We start from the raw sequence: 21,196 nt of genomic DNA on the forward strand, positions 1-21,196 counted from the left end.
TTTGATAGTTTTAATTTCAGTGATGGATCAAAAAAAATGATTGAAGAGTAAAATCTATTCATAAATATTACTCTTCAATATCATTCTGACAATATTATGCGTGTTCTTTGTGCTCAGCTTTAGCTTCTTCTTTTTTAGCTACTTCATCCTTGTTACGAATTTTCACTAAATAAGAAATACTAGGCTTAACGTTAATTTCTTCGATTACACCAAATGCACGGCCTTTGTGTTCTACTGCTAATAATTTTGAGATTTCTGATGTTTCATCATTCATATCTCCAAAAGTAATAGCGTTAGTAGGACAAGACTGAGAACAAGCAGTTTGGATTTCTCCATCTTTTGGTCTTCTCTTTTCTTTCTTCGCTTCTAATTTACCAGCTTGGATACGTTGAACACACATCGAGCATTTTTCCATAACCCCACGTGAACGAACTGTTACGTCTGGGTTAATTACCATACGACCTAAATCGTTGTTGAAGTGGAAATCGTACTCGTCTGTTTGGTAATAACGGAACCAGTTGAAACGACGAACTTTATATGGACAGTTGTTAGCACAGTAACGTGTACCAATACAACGGTTGTAAGTCATTTGGTTAAGTCCTTCTGTAGAGTGAGTAGTTGCCAATACTGGACAAACAGTTTCACAAGGAGCATTATTACAGTGTTGACATAACATTGGTTGGAACACAACTTCTGGATTTTCAGAAGCATATTCTAATCCTTTTACATCTTCAACATCAGCATCAGAAGAATAATAACGGTCGATACGCATCCAGTGCATTTCACGACGATTAATTACTTCTTGACGACCAACTACTGCAATGTTATTTTCAGCATTACAAGAAACCACACAAGCGGAACAACCAGTACATGTGTTAAGGTCGATGACCATACCCCATGCGTGATTATTATATTTGTGTCCATTCCATAATGTAATGTCTAATGCACTTTTCTTACCTTCTGCTGTTGAAATTTCTGGTTTGAAACGACCAGCTTCTACATTTTTCTTGTAAGCGCTTAATACTGTTTCTTGAACAACAGCCTCACGAGCCATTACTGTATTGTGAGTTTGTGTACGAGCAATTTTAGCAGTTTCACCAGTTGCTTTTACTTGAACATCGCCTGCATTGAAATAAGCAACATTTCCATTAACAACTGAAGCGAATGGATAAACATTAACACCTACACCATCAGCAGATTTACCAGCTTTAGTACGTCCGTAACCGATAGCAATAGCTACAGTATCATTTGCCTGACCTGGCTGAACAATGAATGGTAATTTAACTGATTTACCATTTACTGAAACTTCAACTTCAAGTGTATCTAATTCTACTTCTTGATCTAACGCTAATTTTTTAGCCGTTGCTAAAGATACTGTTGCATAATTGCCCCAACATGCTTTAGATACTGGCTCTGGACATTCTTGTAACCAAGGGTTGTTAGCTTGAGAACCAGAACCCATAATTACTTTTTCATAAATAGCTAATTCCATTTTATCAGAAGTAGCTTTATAGTTTTTAGCAACTAAAGTAGCAGCTTCAGCAAGATTTACAGCTGGTGTTACTGCAGATACAGTTGAACCTAACTCATAAATACCGTCGTGCAATACTTTAGACCAAGCAACTTTTCCACCTAAAATACCTAACCAGCTATTTTCAAGATATGTAGCATAGTCACCGTTCAAACCTGACCAAGTTAAGAAACTTGATTGCGCTTGACGAGTCTTGAAAATTGTTGAGATAGTAGGTTGAGTGAATGAGAAGTAACCTTTTTTAGGTTCTGAGTCATTCCAAGATTCTAAGTAGTGAGAATCTGGAGTGCTATATTTACAAAGCGAACCTGTTTCGTCTGCTCTGTCGTTAGTTGAAATACTTAATTCAATTTTTGGTAAAGCCTCTGCTAATTCTGCTCCACGTGGGTGATTATAAACTGGATTAGCATTATAGAAGATTACAGCAGCAATTTGACCAGCTTTCGCTTCAGAAATAAAGCTATTCATTGCTACATCTGAACCTGAGCGATAACTTACAGGAGAACCTGCATCAATCGTAGTTCCATAAGAGCCCAATAAACTGTTGATAGCAACAACAATTGATTGAACTGCTGGGTCATTAGAACCAGAAACTACCAATGATGCACCTTTAGTTGCTACTAAGTCAGCAGCAGCTTTATCTAGATGATCAACTTTTACCGCTGAAGTAGCAATCGTTGTAGCGCCAAGTTTAGAAGCTACTGCATTATAAAGTGAAGCGACCACTAAACCTTCTTGCGATGGTTTATAAGTTGCACGATAATCTGAGTTAGCACCAGTCATCGACATGATAGTCTCAAACTGATAATGACGAGACATCTCTTTGTTTCCACCTTCAGCAGAGCTAACTCTACGAGTTTTAGCCCATTGTTCTGAAAACTCATCTCCTGATAACCAAGTTCCTAAGAAATCAGCACCGATAGAAACAATTGTTTTTGCTTTACTAAAATCAAAACTTGGTAAAATACCTCCGTTCGCTTGCGCAAGACCTGACAACGAGTTAGCATCATAAGTTACTAATTGTGTTGTAGGGTATTTTGCAATAAACTCTGCAATTACTTTCTTAGTAGTTGGTGATAAAATTGTGTTTGATACAATTCTAATCTGCCCACCTTTAGCAGCAATTTTAGTAAGTCCTGATATAATTTCTTTATCAGCTACTTTCCAATCTGCCGGTGCACCTGCCACTAAAGCTCCTTTTAATTTCTCATTATCATAAAGACTCAATACAGAAGCATGAACACGAGCAGAAATACCTTTCGTAAGAGATGACTGAGGGTTTACTTCTATTTTGATTGGACGACCTTCACGAGTTTTAACCAATACTGAAGCATAGTCACCACCATCAGTAAAAGTAGATGCGTACCAGTTTGCAATTGTTGGTTCTACATCTTCAGGTTTGTTCAAATAAGGGATAGTCTTTTTTACTGGCGCTTCACAAGCTGCCAAAGTAACTGCTGATACTCCAAAACCTAAAACTTTTAAAAAGTCACGGCGATTGGTATTTGTACCATCAATAATAGCTTCACCTTTTTCATCTGTTGTAGGGGCATCTCCAAATTCACGATGAGCATACTTTACAAATTCTGCTTCATTGGTCAATTCCTCAAGCCCTCTCCAATATCGTTTTGTATTATTTTCCATATATCTAATATGTATAACGAAATATCTTGATTATAAACTTAAAATGTCAACACTGAAAATCATTTTGATTAATAGTGACATTTTGAACACTCTAAACCTCCAATATTTTGAACTTTCAAAGGTTCTTTGTTTTCCTTATTATGTAATTCTACTAATTTGTCGTAGTAAGCATTGTCTTTTGTGTTAACATCTGTCTTTCTGTGACAGTCGATACACCAACCCATCGTTAATGATGAACGTTGTTCAACAACTTCCATTTTATTGATTTCACCATGACAATTAGTACATTCTAAACCACCAACATTCGTATGTTGAGAGTGGTTAAAATAAGCTAAATCAGGCAAATTGTGAACTCTAACCCATTGAATAGGCTCATCGTTTTCTAAAGAACGATAGATTTTTTGAATTTCTGGAGATTCACGTTTGATAGTATTGTGACAGTTCATACAAATGTTTGCAGAAGGAATGTTTGCACCTTTTCCTTTATAAACACCTGTGTGACAGTAGTTACAGTTGATTTCGTACTGTCCTGCATGCAATTTGTGAGAGAATTGGATTGGTTGCTCTGGAGCATATCCTTGGTGAATACCTACACCATAAGCAGTATCAATAGTTGCTTTACCAATCAAAAGAGTGATTAATAATGCAGCACCAGTTTTGAATGCACTATTTCCTGCTAACTTTTTTCCGTTTTCAGCAATTTTCTGAAAGAAAGGAACATCTTTAGCTTCGTCTGAGTTAGGGTCTATAGAAGCTAATTTTGAAAGAGAAGAAACAATTGATAATAACGCAACTAAAACAAGAATCATTACTCCCAATAACGCAACTAAAATATATTGCATCATTCCACCATTTGAAGAACCTTCCGCTGGAGCGGCTGCTACTGCTCCACCTTCTCCTGCTGCTGGAGCTACTGGAGCTGCCTGTGCATCAATGTAAGCAATTACACTCTTGATTTGATCTTCAGAATAGTTTGGATAAGGAGTCATCTGGGCTTGATTGAACTTCTTAAAAAGGTCGTTCGCATATTTGTCGCCAGATGCAATTACAGCCTGAGGGTTGTGTACCCATTTAACAATCCATTCTAAGGGTCTTCTTTCACCAATTCCCTTTAAGCCAGGACCAACTAGGGTCTCATCGTTTGTGTTGTGACAAGCGGCACAGTTGTTTTTGAAAATTTGTTCCCCTTCGGCTACGTCTTGTGCGTTAACATTCACAGTTGCGGCGAAGAAGCCTAAAACTGCCGTTAGTGCAACAATTTTCAAGCGTTTCATGGTTATCATAATCGTTTTATAACAGAACATTTATATAAAAATACAAGATTTAATTCAATTCTTTCAATTCTCTCAACTTGATTACTCTTTCAGGAAATAAGAGACGCAAGTTTATTTTTTTAGCAATATTATCAAATAGACACTTTTGCGGGTCACAAAAGTACAATTGGATTATTTATGAACCAATTAATTTAATGTGCATTTTTTGCAAATTTCGTATCGCTCTCACCAATTTAGAATCTTTCTAAGCAACACCATAATTTAGGCACTTTCTTATATTGAAATTTACACTGATTCGTTTGTACAATATCAAGACCACTCTTACATCTAAATTAACCGCTCATAAAGGTAATAAAGAATTGATTTTTTGCAGTACAAAAACAATATTTAGATTGATTTTATATAAGTGAATTGGATATGTGAAAACTAAGAATATACCCAAAGCTCATATTTATCAAAAGCCAGAAAAATAAAAAGCCTTTCAACGATTGCTGAAAGGCTTTAAAATCTGAGGTCTCGAGCGGATTCGAACCGCTGTGGAAGCTTTTGCAGAGCTCTGCCTAGCCACTCGGCCACAAGACCATTTGATTGGAGTGCAAAATTAATACAAAAAATATAAAAACAAAAGACTCTTTGATATTTATCTTAAATCTTTCAGAAAAAGGTATTCAAAATCATTTTATAAAAAAGCATAATATGCTTATAATAAGGTTGATATCATAAGAAAACATCCATAAAAAAAGCGTTCTGAAAATCAATGATTCTCAGAACGCTTTAAAATTATAACAAAATTAGATTATTCAGCAGCGTTTGCTTTTTTGTCTAATTTCTTTTTTGCCTCTTCACGAGCTGAATCTTCCATTTGAGCTTTCAGTGCTGAAAGAGCATCTAAGTCACCTAAAGTAGATTTTTCAGTGTTATCAGCTAATTTCTGAACGTCTTTAGCTGTTTTCTTTTTCTCTTCAACTACTGCTTCTTCTTTAGCATCGTTGTAAACTCTTACGTGAGAAAGAACAATTTTACGATCTTCTTTTTGGAATTCAATTACTTTGAAGTCTAATTGTTCACCTACTTCAGCAACTGAACCATCTTCTTTCGTTAATTGCTTCAATGGAGCAAAACCTTCGATTCCGTAAGGTAACTCTAAAGTAGCTCCTTTATCATTCTTCGCAACTACAGTAGATTTATGTACTGAACCTAAAGTGAAGATTGATTCGAAAGTATCCCAAGGGTTTTCTTCCAATTGTTTATGTCCTAAAGCTAAACGACGGTTGTCAGCATCTAGTTCAAGAACGATAACATCTAATTTTTCGCCAACTTTAACGAATTCAGATGGATGTTTGATTTTCTTAGTCCAAGATAAGTCAGATACGTGAACTAAACCATCAATACCTTCTTCTAATTCAAGGAATAAACCGAAGTTTGTTAAGTTACGAACAGTACCAGTGTGTTTAGAACCGATAGCATAACGAGCTAACAAATCTTGTTTAGTCCAAGGATCTTCAGTTAATTGTTTGATACCTAAAGACATTTTGCGTTCAGCACGGTCAAGTGTTAACACAACTGCTTCGATAGTATCACCAACTTTCAAGAAGTCTTGTGGGTTACGCAAGTGCTGAGACCAAGACATTTCTGAAACGTGGATTAAACCTTCAACACCTTGAGTAATTTCTAAGAATGCTCCGTAATCAGCAACATTTACAACTTTACCTTTTACTTTAGAACCAACTTCAGTTGTTTCTGCTAAAGCATCCCAAGGGTGAGCTTGTAATTGTTTCATACCCAATGAAATACGTTTCTTGTTTTCATCGAAGTCCAAAACAACCACTTGGATTTTTTGGTCAAGTTTAAGCATTTCTTGTGGGTGGTTGATACGACCCCACGAGATGTCTGTAATGTGAAGTAAACCATCTACACCACCTAAGTCGATGAACACACCGAAGTTAGTCATGTTTTTGATTACCCCTTCAAGTACTTGTCCTTTTTCAAGGTTAGTCAAGATAGACTGGCGTTGTTGCTCAAGGTCTTTCTCGATTAATACTTTATGAGATACAACTACGTTATCGTTAGCGTGGTTGATTTTAACCACTTTCACTTCCATTTTCTTACCTACAAAGATATCGAAATCACGGATTGGTTTCACATCAATTTGTGAACCTGGTAAGAATGCTTCTACACCATAGATATCCACGATCAAACCACCTTTAGTACGACGTTTCACGAAACCATCGATAACCACATCTTGTTCAAGAGCGTCTTCGATATTTTTCCAAGCAGTCATTACTTTAGCTAGTTTACGAGAAAGAATCAATTGACCTGATTTGTCTTCTTGGTTTTCTACATAAACATCTACTACATCACCTACTTTCAAATCAGGCATATCTCTGAATTCAGAGGTTGGTACAAGACCATCTGATTTGAAACCAATATTCAAGATAATTTCACGGTCAGTAATCCCTACGACTGTTCCTTTTACTACTTGTTTCTCAGTAACTAAATTTAAAGTTTCCTCGATTAGAGCCTCCATTTGAGCTCTCTGCTCAGCAGAATAACCTCCACCGATACCTTTTGTGCCGACTAAATCCCAGTCGAAATCTGCTAATTGGTTAGCCATGTGTTTGATTAAAAGCCCTTTATACATCATCGCCACGGGCAAAAGGCGAAGAAATTAAGTGAAATTCCCTAAAAGTGTTACTTTACGGGGGTGCAAAGATAGAAAAAATTTGTAATGATTTGATAATGAGGAGGAAAAATATTTTTCAGTTTATAAATCAGCTTAAAAGTCAAAATAGCTGCCAGAATACAAATAGTTAACATAGGTAAAGTCTCGCTACCCTTTATTTTCTGATTTACAATTATTTAGTAATCCTATAATTTTCAGTCTTGATTTTTTCTATTTTCTTTGTAAAACATTTATACACAAATCAATATTACACTACATGAAACATTTCTACTCATTGCTGCTTACTACATTATTTTGTATCAATTACACTGTATTTAGCCAAGAAGTATCCTCTAATTCACCTATTTGTTTGGGCAATCCCCTTGAACTCAAAGCCAGTGGTGGAAAAACATTTGTTTGGAAAGGACCAAATGGCTTTACTTCCAACAAGCAAAATCCAATCATCGAAAAAACTATCTCTGAGAATGCTGGTAATTATAGCGTTACTATTGATGGGACTACTACACTAAATGTTGATGTAAAGATTGGGAAAACTTACTTTGGTTTTCAAGGAATCTATAACTACGTTAGTGGAAATAGTCTTGTTCTAGGCACATACCCTTCTGATGCTAGTGATATTGATATATCTTTTAATTATTCATGGTCTGGTCCAAATAACTTTACTTCTCAATATCGCACTCCAAGCATTTCTGGATTCGATAAAAAAGCCCAAGGAAAGTATATAGCTACAATAACTGATGAGTTTGGATGTATTTCGGAAGCATCGACGATTGTGGCATTTCAAACGCCTGATTGCCCTTATAGAGCAAGATTATATATTGAAGCTGGAGATAATGATAGCTACTACGATTACTCTGAAACTTATGTTGCCTCTATAAAAATTTGTAAAGGGACTTCTACGACTTTAAAAGTTGATACTACATTGTTTGGGAAATGTAAAGTAGAATGGTATAAGAATAATCAATTATTGACTGGAGAAAAGGGAATAAAATTACAGATTAAAGAAGATGCTATATATTACGCCAAAATCATCAATTCCACATGTGAATATACAACTGGGAAATTAGAAGTCCTTAGTAAAACATCTCCCACTGTCACAATTTCTTCAATTGGCAATGAAAGTCAACTTTCTATTTGTAAACTTGGAGGAGAAGCTAGGTTATTTGCTTCGTTAGAATATTTATACTTAAATGATTATACTTATCAATGGCTGAAAAATGACAAAGTGATTGACGGTGCCACCAACTGGGATTATTTGGCGAAGGAAGAAGGAGAATATAAAGTTATTGGAAAAACAGGTTCATGTGTGGGTATGTCTTCTCCTATTAAAATTGTCAGTACAGATAAAATAACTGCAAAACTATCTTTTCGATCTAATTCTTATGGTAGCTCTTATGGAGTCACCTCGGACATGTCTGAAATAAGAGAATTAAAAGTTTGTACAACAATCCCTGGACAATTCTACTTATCATCACAAGGCACTGGAAATCAGGAATTATATTTAAATGATAAACTATACAGCTCAAATAGTAGTATTTATGCAGCCAACCAAGGTGGTACTTATAAATTAAAAGTAACCCAAGGCGAATGTACTGCTGAAGATAGTCTAAAAATAACAATGGGCAATTCCTTTACTATCCCATTGAACCAAGGTCTTACACTTCCTACTTATTTTTACAGACCAACAGGTAGTAATACTTACTATTATCCAGATTATAATTATTCTAACTTTTTGTCAGATAATGGTTTCAAATGGTATAAAGATGATAAATTGTACATAGAACAATCAACGCTCACACCACTTATCTCTGGAAATTATCAGTTAAAATATACAGATAGTAAAAGTGGATGCGTTGGAGAATCAAGGATTGTTAAAATTGACAAACCTATTATAGCTCAAAAATTTACAATCAATAGTCCAAAAACAACCATTCTTTGCGAAGGTAGTTTAGGTACTTTAAGACCCAACATCTGTTACAATGATCAAATCGTTTGGAAAAAAGATGGTAAAAAATTAACTAGTCTCAATAGTGGTTGTGAAATTACTGTGAATGAGGCAGGAAAGTACTGGTATGAATTTACGAGTGAACCTTACACCTATTATTCTGATACTATAGAGGTGAAAATTGAAAAAAGAGCTAATATTTCTGTAAAAGATTCATGCCTAGCAAATAATACATTTACCTTAAACGCAAATACAATTCTTGAGGGAAAATATCAGTGGTATCGAGATAATCAGTTGATAAAAAATGCTACCACCAATACTCTCAATACAACTCAATATGGAAATTACTATTTACAGGTAACTAAAAATAATTGTGTCAATCTATCTAAGGAAATTAGTTTAGGCATTTCCATTCCTATTACGCAAAATATTTGTAAGAATGATTCTATTATTTTTACTCCTAAAGGAACTCTTAAAACGGTAGAATGGACTGGCCCAAATAATTTTAACGCCAAAATTCTAAATCCTAAAATATCTAAGTCAACACCAGCGATGTCAGGTATTTACACTATCAAAGGTGAAACCACTAGCGGTTGCATTGTCTCTACACAAAGCCGTGTAATCGTGAATGACTTACCAAGAATGAATCTACAAAAAACATTATTGGCATGTGAAGGTTCTGATTTTGAGTTCCCTCGCCCGACATCAATTTTAACGGATACTACTGAAACCGCTGATTATTTTACTGTCACTTATCCCAATGGCTCTCAATTTAAAATTGAATCGTATAGCTCTGCTCTTTTACCTGTATTTAAAAAAATTTCCTCCAAAAATGCTGGTACTTACAAAGTTGATGGCTTTTCCAATAAAGGTGGATGTTCTGTAACAGGCACAACACAACTATCAGTAGTCAATTCTGCAGAATGCCGAAGTATAACACTAGGAAATCTCAATCCAAGCTATTTAAAACCTGGTGTATGTGTAAATACTGAAATTGAAATTCCTTTTAGTACAACGGGAGCTTTCCCCGTTGGAACAAAGTTTAAAGTACTCACGATTGAAAATATCGTATTAGGAGAAGGTACTAAAAGCCCAATCAAAATCAAAGTACCACAAACTTTTTACAGTTTTGAGATTCGAGTAGTTTCAGAAGATAAGACTGTAAGCTCTCTTAAATCCAGAATTAATCTTAAATCGGGTGTGCATGATGATTTCATTATTAGTGATAGACTATTCTCTGCTAAGGATTACTCTTCGAGCGATATTATTGCATGTGATAGTGCCCATATTTTGTCTTCTTTTAACTCAAATCTTACAAACTTTCAATGGTTTAGAAACAATATAAAAATACCTAATGTCAATACCTACAACCTACAAGCTAAACAAAGTGGAAGTTATACACTAAAGTTTGAAACAGAATATGGCTGTATTTGGGAAACAAAACCAATTAAAGTAACTCTTGGACAATTCCCCAAACTAATAATAAGTGGAAGGAATGAACTTTTATGCGGAGAAGAAACGACAGCTATTAACATAAATTCCTCCGCTGGGAATATTACTTGGAAAAGAGATGGAATAATACTTGCAGGTAAAAACGCTAGTAGTCTTAATGTAAGTCAGGCAGGGAAATACGTCGCCACCATTCAAAACAATCAATGTTTGGCTATTTCAGATACTTTAGAAATCACCCAAAGCACCAATAATAAGTTAAAAACAAAAGTTGTATATAGTTACTGGACGGTTGGATGTTCTAAGTTCAAAGCTGATTTGTATGCTAAAAGTGGTTATTCAAGTAAAAAGCTAAACTATCAATGGTTCAAAAATGGCATTGAAATTCCTAATAATAATGATAGTCTTTTAATTGTAACTGAAAATGGCAAATATTCTGTTAAAATAAGCAATGGTACATGCGAAGGATTTTCAGAAGAAGTAATTCTTGATAGACCTTCGATTCAAAAAGCAAGCTACTACTATAATAATACTAATGTTAGTATTGAAAAAGAAATCTGCGAAGGATCTAATATTATATTAAATCTCAACAATTATTTACCAACCTCAATATCAAATAAATTTATCAGTGATTCTTCTCAAACTAATTTTCCCCTTGTTAAAAATACAATCTATTGGTATCGAGATGGTAAGCAAATCAATGAGATAGAATATCCATCAAAATCAGGTAGTGTTTATACCGAAAAAGGTGATGATTATATTTCTTTTTATTCTGAAAATGGTAAACGTATTAACTTTGCTAATTTCTCAAGCAAAACGTCAGGAAAATATTATACAGTTATCAAAGCTCTTTACGAAAATGGAGAAGAATGTGAATCATCAACCGACACTGTTGACATTAAGTTTAGTAAGCGAGTACAACTAGAAAATGATTATTCTTATGATAAAAATTTGAAATATATACCCATTACAACTTGTCAAGATTCTGTGACATTTCGAGGAAACTCTAACTCAATTTCAGCAAATAGCTATGATGGTCCTGTGAATAATCAAAGAGCCATTGGATATGCTTGGAAAAAAGATGGGCAAATTTTTAAGCCATCGAATAACCAAGAAACTAACCAATCTATCACTACTAACCAAGAAGGTACTTATGTATTAGAAACGCAATACAAAGGTGGCTGCGTTTCTCTTTCACAACCTTATAAAGTCTCTTTGGGGAAACTGGTAGTGTCGATGGATAGGCAAACTTCTTATGACAATAACATTTGCGAGGGCGACAAAATCACTTTCTATGGCATGGCTTCAACTAGTGTTATTGATACGAATAAAATAGTGTACAAATGGCTAAAAGATGGCGTAAGTCTTAGCAATTTATCCAACCTAACTACAAGTAAAGCTGGATCATACCAATTAAAAGCGAGTCAGGGCAAATGTGAAGGAACTTCTGAAACCATTAAGGTGAATTTCGTTAAAATCCCAACTAGTATTAGCCCAAAAGATTCTATTACTTTCTGCAATAACACTACCGTTAATCTCATTGCTAGTAATGAAACAGGTTTAAAATATCAATGGGAACTAAATAACGTAGGTATTAAAGATGCTAATGCCTCCACTTTTAAAACAAATAACTCAGGTATTTATAGGGCTTTGTTAAGAAAGGGTGAATGTTGGGATTATTCAGAGAAAGTAAAAACAATTGCCCTTCCTACTATTTTACCGAAAGCGACACTCACGGGCGACCAAAGTATTGATTATGACAAAGAAACTAAAATCTCTGTTAGTTTAAATTCTTACGCTCCGTGGACTTTAACATTTTCGGATGGGCAAATATTTACAGCCACAACTTCGCCTTTTGAGGTCAATGTAAAGCCGTTATCAACCACTACTTATACGCTAAGTGAAGTAAAAAATATTTGTGGTATCGGTACAACAGAAGGTTCTGCTAAAATTGAAGTAATTATACTCGCTAATGATATTGAGAAAGATATTAACGTAGAAGTTTATCCTGTTCCTACTGCTGAAATTTGTAATTGGAAAGTAAGTACTGATAAGCCTGAAAAAGTATATTTGACGCTTTATGATGTAAGTGGAAAAAATATCCTAGAACAAACTTCTGAAGATCGTTCGCAAAATCATTCAGGAGTAATTGACCTTTCTAAAATCAATGCAGGAACATATTTCTTGAAAATTGACGTGGGTAACAAAAATATTACTCGTAAAATTATAAAATACTAATTCCTACAAAATAAATAGAGCCACTCATGAAAATGGGTGGCTCTATTTATTTTAAAACTTCAAGTTAGCTGGTAAGTATTTCTTTACTAACTCTTTGTAATATGGTTTCAAGGCTTCAGTATCTGGAGGAACTGGAAGTTTTGAATACAAATCATAAGGATTGAATTTCTTCACCCATTCAAACATTTCGTGGTCATGTTCATCCATTAAATGTTCATAAGCATTTTCACGGTGTTGTGAATAAAATGAGTGATAGCGAATCATGTACAAAGCTGGCTCTGGTAAATTATCTTTTACCATTTGATATAAATACTCATCATGTCCCCATGACATATCTACGTTTCTTAAACCACAATTCGGTGAATAAACACCATATTTAGTATTAAAACGTTCGTCATGTGCATCTGGATTTGCTTCAAAGTATTCTGAATAAACAATTTTATCTGAATGCTTACAACCTACTGGGAAAGTATCACCTACTACAGCCCATTGTGGTTCTCCAAACAAACAAAGTACTTTACCCATGTCGTGCAATAAACCTGTTAATACAAACCAATCTGGATGTCCGTCTGCACGGATAGCTTCCGAAGTTTGTAATAAATGTTGCCATTGGTCTAATGAAGTATCAGGGTCAGAATCGTCAACCAACGAGTTTAAGAAATCAAAAGCATCCCAAATCGGCATTTCTTTTTTATCAAACTTCAAGAACTCTGCTTGTTTTTGCTTCACAAAGTCATAAGTTTGATACTTGTGATTCAAACGGTAAAACTCCCGAACGGTATCTCTTTCAGGATTATCATAATTACGATACTCGTCCTTTGTCTTTTTAAAAGTAGTATCTTCTTCAGGATAACGTTGTAAAACGTCGTCTTCCCAAACATCAAGGCTCGCTAAAGGAGCGATTTCTTTTTCTGAAAATTCCATAAGACCAAAACAGATTAAATGGCTATAAATTAAGATATTGAATGTTAAAAATTAAATAATTGTACTCACAAAATATATTCTCAAAAGTATAAATTTTCTAGCATAATTTTAGGAATTCCTAGTTTTGATTTACCAAAAAACAGTATAAAGTGCTGCTAAAACACCACAAATCAGTACCGAAACAACCACAAAAGAATCTGAAACCTTAAACATACTCGAATCTATGGCTAAACCTTTTGTTTCTTCTTTTTTTCTGCCTTCCATTAAAGAAACCGTTACCATTAAAACAACTAAAATCACATAAACCCAAAGCGTTCTATCTAAAAAAGGAATCGGCTCTATCCCTATCCATTCTGGTAACATTTTAAATAAAAGCGAAAGTGGCAAAGTCAGTACGGCAGCAATAATTGCCGCATTTGAAGTAGTTTTTTTCCAGAACAATCCTAAAGAAAACAAAGCAAATGCACCCGGTGTAATATAATTTGAATATTCTTGAATGAACTGATAAGCTTGTTCAAGATGACGAAGCTGTGGAGTAACCAACAATGCTATCGCAAATGAAACCCAAACGGCATATCGTCCTACTAAAACGGTATTTCGCTCAGTAGCGTCTTTGTTTAAGATTTTTTTATAAATATCTAAACTGAAAATCGTAGCAATACTATTACACTTACTTGCCAAAGACGCTACAATTGCAGCAGTAAGTGCTGCAAAGGCAAGTCCTTTTAAACCCATTGGCAAAAGATTCATTAAAGATGGATAGGCATGGTCTGGTTTTACAATACCGTTTATATCTACCATTTCTTGTTGTAAAGAACCATTATTATATAGTACGTACGCCGCTATACCAGGAATAACACAAATCAGTGGAATTAATAATTTTAAAAAGGCTGCAAAAATAATCCCGCTTCTTGCTGTTTTTAAATCTGCTCCCAAAGCTCTTTGAACGATGTATTGATTACATCCCCAATAATTCAAATTGTTTATCCACATCCCTCCTATCAAAATTGACAATCCGGGCAATTCATAATAGTACTTATCCCCTTTAGAGAATATCATGTGAAAATGGTCATCGGCTTTGGTTTTTAGCAAAGACAGTCCATCAAAAACGCCTTCTCCTCCAAATTTATCCGAAACCATATTTAAGGCTAAATAAGTAGTGGCTAATCCTCCCAAAATCAATACGACCACTTGGATAACGTCGGTGTAACCGATTACTTTCATTCCTCCAAGAGTGATTAATATCGCAAAAATGGCTAAAGCACCCATACAATATTCAAACTGTAAACCTGTGATGGTTTCTAAAGCCAAAGAGCCTAAGTATAAAATGGAAGTAAGGTTGATAAATACATATAACAAAAGCCAAAATACTGCCATAATCGTCGCTACGGTATCATTATATCGTAATGACAATAATTGTGGCATGGTATAGATTTTATTTTTCAGATAAATTGGAATGAAAAAAACTGCCACGACAATCAAGGTTGCTGCCGACATCCATTCATAAGATGAAATGGCTAAACCAATGGCAAAGCCTGAGCCTGACATTCCGATAAAGTGTTCTGCTGAAATATTTGAAGCAATTAAAGATGCTCCGATTGCCCACCAAGTAAGTGAACCTTCGGCTAAAAAGAAGCCTTTTGTGGTTGAGTTTTTTGTTTTGTCTCGCTGAAATACCCAATAGCCATACGAACCAACAAGTATTAAATACAATGAAAAAACGACGTAGTCGAGCTGATGAAGGGAATTCATATTAAATGGATAAAATCTAAATTAATCTAAGATATATCTAAAAGTAAATATTATTATTTTTTACTCGTTTTCTTGCAATTTTATCAAAAACACTGTCCTGATTACACGAACCATTGCTCAAATACTTTAGCCTTCGATTAAGTCGTTTAAAGAAGGACTAACAATTCTCTATCATGCTATTTCAAAAAAACATTTCATTTCTTAGCGTTTTGTTGCTTTGCTTTTGTTCGAAAAGTATAGCGCAAACGCCTTCTTTGAGCCAATTATTTTATCCAAATGTTACGTTACGAGCCGAGTTTATGCCCGAAACATCAATGTCAAACGGACAAAAATTTGGTTTCAACAGAAGTACGGCTTTAGGAATTATTCCTTTGAGTACAGAAATTCAAGCAGGAATTGGTTTCGGGAAAAAAGCTGATATTCAGGCGAAGCATTCTCTATTGGTGGCAAATCTTGCCCAAATCAACACAACAATTGATGGAAAAGATGACCCAAATGGTGGTTATAAAACTTTGGGCATGACTTACCTCCAACTTAAAGCCAGTTTGCGAGAAAAGCTTTGGGTATATGCCATTGGTGGTGGCATTACGCAAAGCAATGAAACTTTTTTGAATCCACAACCTTACTTTTATGGTGGAGCCGCTCGTTTGCGAATTTTGGGTTTAAAAACACAAATACTTTATGGCACAGCCATTATCTATAACCAGAAATTCAGAATTGTTCCTGTTTTTGGTTTCACAAAAGCACTTGGGAATGACTGGAAAGTTTCTGGGATTTTGCCTTTCAGAGCCAGTATTGGCTATAAACTAAATCCTTGGCTTCATCTGGATTTTAATTCGGTTTACGATGGCTATAGCGCTGGTTATCAAGAATACGCTATTTCAGAAAAAATGATTCGTCGCCAAAACTATCAACAAGTACGATTTACGCTATCGGGTAATGCACATGTTTTGAATGTTTTTAACCTTGGTATTGAAGGTGGTTTAACGGCTTTTAGAAAAGTAAAAACCTTTAATGCTGCTAACGAAAATCTTAGTACTTCAAGCTTGCCTGTTGCTCCCTATATAGGTTTTAGTGTAAGATATATCACAAGTAAATCAAAAATTTCTTCTAAGTTTTTAAAAAGTACTGGCATAGATTTTTAAGGTCATTGATAACATTCTGAAAAACAATAGTATCAATTCAACCTTATAAAAAATACCATTTGGTGGAAAATATGATTTATAAAAATTCAATAATTTTTCTTAGTTATTGAAGTAAAACCTTTCTAAATTTGGAAAAGATAGCTCGGAGATAATATCAATATCTACTTCTATCCAATAAGTATTTTGTACCTGCCTAAGAGCCCACTAAAAATTCTATCTAATTATTTTACTCGTTGAAACATCGCTTGTCTTGAAAAAGATGAGCTTATCAAAAACATCAGATTTTTTCCGAAAAAATATAACTTCATCGCTACTTTTGGTGTTCGTTTAAAGAGTGATTTGAAGATTAAAAGCTTAATCATTACTTTCAATCATGAATTAAAAAACATGGTGTATATTGGTGGCTAGTAAAATCGAACATTAAGCAATAAAAATAAGTATTATATAAAAAGATTGTTCAGTAAAATAAACTGACAAACAAAAATTCCCTTAACAACCATGACAAACATTACGCAAATAGAGCCCCTTTTAGTCGAAGACCCAAACCGCTTTGTATTGTTTCCGATTAAGCAAAACGATATTTGGCAATTCTATAAAAAAGCGGAAGCTTCATTTTGGACTGCCGAGGAAATTGACCTTCAACAAGATTTAGCCGATTGGGAAAATCGCTTAAATGATGGTGAAAGACACTTTATCTCGCACGTATTGGCATTTTTTGCAGCTTCAGATGGTATTGTCAACGAAAACCTTGCGGTAAATTTCCTTTCTGAAGTACAATATGCTGAAGCAAAATGCTTCTATGGATTCCAGATTATGATGGAAAATATCCACTCTGAAACGTACTCTTTGTTGATTGATACTTATATCAAAAACCCAGTAGAAAAAGATAAAATGTTGCGTGCTGTTGATACGATTCCATGCGTAAAGAAAAAAGCTGACTGGGCATTGCGTTGGATTAACGATGGAAACTTTGCAGAGCGTTTAATTGCTTTTGCTGCTGTAGAAGGCATTTTCTTCTCAGGTTCATTCTGTTCAATTTTCTGGTTGAAAAAACGTGGTTTAATGCCAGGTTTATCGTTCTCGAACGAATTGATTTCAAGAGACGAAGGTCTTCACTGTGATTTTGCTTGTTTACTTTACACAGAGCATATCAAAAATCAATTAGAACCAGCTTCTGTCTATAAAATTATTATGGATGCGGTTTCTATCGAAAAAGAATTTGTAACGGATGCTTTGCCAGTTTCATTAATCGGCATGAATGCAGAATTGATGTGTCAATACATCGAATTCGTAGCAGACCGTTTATTGTTAGCTTTAGGCTTACAGAAACAATACAACGCTACCAATCCTTTCGATTTCATGGAAATGATTTCATTACAAGGTAAAACAAACTTCTTTGAAAAAAGAGTAGCAGAATATCAAAAATCAGGCGTCATGTCTGAAAAGGAATCGATGTCATTCTCTTTGGATGAAGATTTTTAGTCAATCCATTTAGTAATAACGACAAAGCCCTCAGACATTCATTGTACTGAGGGCTTTTTTTGTTTATACTAAAGCTCATATTTACTCCAAATGGATTTATATTTGTGTTATCATTATATACAAGGAACAATATGTCTCGCAAAGCTGAAACAATCAATGAAATAGACCAAGCTGTAAAATTTAATGAGCCTATTGGTCCAAGTCATTCTTTTTTTACTGATTTTTCTGGATTGAGGGGTGAATTTGAAGATAGGATTGTTTATAAAAACTTGAATGTAAAAAAGGAAAATGGTATTTTCTCTTTCAACCCTGCTATAAATGGTGGCAACAAATCCATTCTTTTTCTAGGCGGAATGCGTGGCTCTGGAAAAACTTCCGAATTAGCCAAGTATGCCGAAAAGCTCAATAGTCCTCAATGCTTTTTTTGTGTTACTTGTAACATCGACCAAGAGTTAGATTTGAATGAATTGGAGTATATGGATATTCTGATTCTTCAATTAGAGCAACTAACCAAGCGGCTGAGCGAATTCGATTTAACCATTGATGAAGGTATCAAAGAACGATTAGAAACTTGGTTTGCAAAACGAGAAACAGAAATAAAAAGGGATTTAAAGGTAGAGGCAGAACTGGAAGCAGGTATTGAAATCAGTACAAAAAATCCGCTTTTTAGTTTGTTGAATATCTTTGGAAAATTTAAAACTGGGGTTGTCGGTTCTAATGAAAGAGCTAACATCGTCAGACAAAACCTTAAAAATAATTTCAATTCTTTTGCTACCATCTTTAATGAATTCATTGAAGAAGTAAATTACACACTTAGACATAACGAAGTAGCCCAAGAAATTCTTTTTATTGTAGATGGTTTAGAGAAAACACTGAGTGCCAATACTCGCAAGAAAATAATTATTGAAGAACAAAACCGAATTGATAAAATCAAGGCTTATACCATCTTTACTTTACCAATTGAATTGATGAGTCAAAGACCTAACTTATCACAATTTAGTAGCGTTGAAGCTTTTCCATTTGTGAAATTGATTGAAAGAGATGATACAGAAGATGGTATTGCTTTTGAGAAATTTAAAGAGTTTGTATATAAAAGAATAGATAGTAGTCTTTTTCAAAATGAAGAGATTGTCCATAAAGCTATTAGGTATTCTGGAGGTTCGCCACGAGAGCTTTTAAAGATTTTGGAAACTACCGCTTTTTATGTGGAAGATGAACAACAACAAATTGATGAAGTGTCTTTAGATAAAGCTTTGCATAGATTAGCAAATCAAACTGCACAATATATTACTGAACCAATGTTAGAAAAAATGAAGAAAATCATTGAAAATAATCGTGCAGGAAAAGATACTCCTTTTGATGAGGTATTACAGACTATGTTAGAAAACATCTATGTGATGGAATACAACAGCGGAAGTTATAAAAGAATAAACCCTATTTTGGAACGCTCTAATTTGTATCAACAATATGTTCAAGGATAGTTCCAATCAGGCAGAATTTGAATTGCTCATTCGTGCAACACGACATGAGCTTTTTCATTTTATTATTGTTCAATATCAACATTTAGATTTGGTAAGAACAGTGAAAAATGATTTAAAAGCTAAATATCCAGAACGACCTTTTGCCGAATTTAACCTTGAAAATATCAATCCTGAAACGTTTATCCATTCCATTTTAGCTTGTAAAACGGGCTTTGTCTTTATCGAAAAATTTGAATTATTCTTTCAAGAAGATTTGCAGGCATTAGCTATTGGCTATAATCAGAGAAGAGATTTATTTTCCACACTTCCCATTCAATTAATTGTATTTGTGCCTTTTGGAGGAGATACTTTACTACATTTTCAAAAAACAATGCCTGATTTTTATTCGATTCTCAACCTAAGTATTAGTTTGAAATCTGAAAATTTACCAGCAGAAAATCTTCAAAGTAGAATCCCTTTTGATAATACCAATAACGATTATGATAATATAGAGGATGCAAAAAAGGAAATTGAAAGAATAGAAAAAAGACTAACGACACTTGAGGATATTCCTGAAAATGCTTCGTTGATTTATAATTTGACAATTAAATTAGCTCGTGCACATCGCTTTAATGCTGATTATGTGAAAAGTAAAACATTGTATGAACAGTTACTATCAGTATTAGTAAAACAAAATAATCCTGATTTAGAAAATGTAATAATCCATATTCAAAATGATTTAGCAACGCTTCTTCAAGAATTGGGAGAACTAAATGAAGCCAAAACTTTATTAGAAAAAATTCTGCGTTTCGATGAAAGAAGATTTGGTTTAGAACATCCAAATACTATAATTACATATTCTAATTTAGCAAGTACCTATAAAGACTTAGGGGATTTAGAAAAAGCTAAAACACTATCTAAAAAAGTTTTATCCTTAGCTGAGAAACATTTTGGTAAAAACCATTCAACCACTGCAATAGCCAATTCTAATTTAGCTTTAGTAATTAAAGATTTAGGTGATATTCAGGAAGCAAAAAAACTTCTGAAAAGAACATTGTTTTCAAATGAAATTAATTTTGGCAAAAGCCATGTTAATACTGCTGTAAGTTATTCAAACTTAGCATTAGTACATATTGACCTAAAAGAATATGAAGAGGCTAAAATCTTATTAAATAAAGCTCTAGCAATAAATGAAAAGAACTTCGGAGTAGTTCATCCATCGACAGCAATATGTTATGCAAATTTAGCTACTGTCTATGCAAACTTAGGAGACTATAAGACAGCTAAAGATTTATTTGAAAAAGCATTATTTTCTGACATTAGTACCTTTGGAGAGAATAACCCCACTGTAGCAATTCGTTGTTCAAACTTAGGTATAGTACTTATGTACTTGGGAGATAATGAAAGAGCAAAAGAATTATTAGAAAAAGCATATAAAATAAAATTAGATTTTTTTGGTCAAGAACATCCATATACCCAAGCTGATAAATCTAATCTAGATTTCCTAAATCAACAAATAGCATCAACTAATCATTGATAAACCTTTCTATTTGGAATAGCTAACCCTAAATCAATCAAATAGAAAACACTTCCTTCTATTCAATTGAATCCTTTCCTTCAAAATCCGTATCTTTGCAACAAATTTCGTCAGGACTGAAAACTGACCCAC

The 21,196-nt window shown here is 34.2% G+C and carries 10 protein-coding genes and 1 tRNA gene; 5 read left to right on the forward strand and 6 right to left on the reverse strand.

What is annotated here, in order from left to right:
* Nucleotides 1-94 precede the first annotated feature (94 nt).
* The 4 genes from ABID42_RS03025 to rpsA form a co-directional block, all read right to left on the reverse strand.
* Entirely contained in the window at nucleotides 95-3,175 is a 3,081-nt protein-coding gene (locus tag ABID42_RS03025; protein WP_367282370.1) for a TAT-variant-translocated molybdopterin oxidoreductase, read from the reverse strand.
* A gap of 68 nt (nucleotides 3,176-3,243) precedes the next feature.
* Nucleotides 3,244-4,449 carry a cytochrome c3 family protein gene (locus ABID42_RS03030; RefSeq protein ID WP_367282371.1) on the reverse strand — a complete coding sequence of 402 codons (1,206 nt, stop codon included), beginning with the start codon at nucleotides 4,447-4,449 and terminating at the stop codon, nucleotides 3,244-3,246.
* Between the two features lie 511 nt (nucleotides 4,450-4,960).
* Nucleotides 4,961-5,031 (reverse strand) — tRNA-Cys (locus ABID42_RS03035).
* A gap of 214 nt (nucleotides 5,032-5,245) precedes the next feature.
* Nucleotides 5,246-7,063: a 30S ribosomal protein S1 gene (gene rpsA, locus ABID42_RS03040; protein WP_367282372.1), complete on the reverse strand. Its 1,818-nt coding sequence runs from the start codon at nucleotides 7,061-7,063 to the stop codon at nucleotides 5,246-5,248.
* A 325-nt stretch (nucleotides 7,064-7,388) separates the two neighbouring features.
* Here rpsA and ABID42_RS03045 point away from each other — a divergent pair, with 325 nt between their 5' ends.
* A complete protein-coding gene (locus ABID42_RS03045) occupies nucleotides 7,389-12,764 on the forward strand; it encodes a T9SS type A sorting domain-containing protein (RefSeq protein WP_367282373.1) in 5,376 nt (1,791 codons plus the stop codon).
* 51 nt (nucleotides 12,765-12,815) lie between these two features.
* On the opposite strand, the gene ABID42_RS03050 is transcribed toward ABID42_RS03045, so the two are convergent.
* Together ABID42_RS03050 and ABID42_RS03055 are read right to left on the reverse strand one after the other, a co-directional pair.
* Nucleotides 12,816-13,688, reverse strand: a complete 873-nt coding sequence (locus tag ABID42_RS03050) for an inositol oxygenase family protein (RefSeq protein ID WP_323257606.1) — start codon at nucleotides 13,686-13,688, stop codon at nucleotides 12,816-12,818.
* 129 nt (nucleotides 13,689-13,817) lie between these two features.
* A complete protein-coding gene (locus ABID42_RS03055) occupies nucleotides 13,818-15,440 on the reverse strand; it encodes a sodium/sugar symporter (RefSeq protein ID WP_367282374.1) in 1,623 nt (540 codons plus the stop codon).
* Nucleotides 15,441-15,613: 173 nt separating this feature from the next.
* Here ABID42_RS03055 and ABID42_RS03060 point away from each other — a divergent pair, with 173 nt between their 5' ends.
* The 4 genes from ABID42_RS03060 (at nucleotide 15,614) to ABID42_RS03075 (ending at nucleotide 21,064) form a co-directional block, all read left to right on the forward strand.
* Nucleotides 15,614-16,585: a hypothetical protein gene (locus ABID42_RS03060; protein WP_367282375.1), complete on the forward strand. Its 972-nt coding sequence runs from the start codon at nucleotides 15,614-15,616 to the stop codon at nucleotides 16,583-16,585.
* Nucleotides 16,586-17,083: 498 nt separating this feature from the next.
* Nucleotides 17,084-18,067 carry a ribonucleoside-diphosphate reductase small subunit gene (locus ABID42_RS03065; protein ID WP_323257611.1) on the forward strand — a complete coding sequence of 328 codons (984 nt, stop codon included), beginning with the start codon at nucleotides 17,084-17,086 and terminating at the stop codon, nucleotides 18,065-18,067.
* A gap of 131 nt (nucleotides 18,068-18,198) precedes the next feature.
* Nucleotides 18,199-19,548, forward strand: coding sequence for a hypothetical protein (locus ABID42_RS03070; RefSeq protein ID WP_367282376.1), 1,350 nt, complete (start codon nucleotides 18,199-18,201; stop codon nucleotides 19,546-19,548).
* Entirely contained in the window at nucleotides 19,535-21,064 is a 1,530-nt protein-coding gene (locus tag ABID42_RS03075; protein WP_367282377.1) for a tetratricopeptide repeat protein, read from the forward strand. Before ABID42_RS03070 ends, ABID42_RS03075 begins: the two co-directional genes overlap by 14 nt.
* The last annotated feature ends 132 nt before the right edge of the window (nucleotides 21,065-21,196 follow it).

The sequence above is a fragment of the Arcicella rosea genome (assembly GCF_040543805.1).
Taxonomy (GTDB): Bacteria; Bacteroidota; Bacteroidia; order Cytophagales; family Spirosomataceae; genus Arcicella; species Arcicella rosea.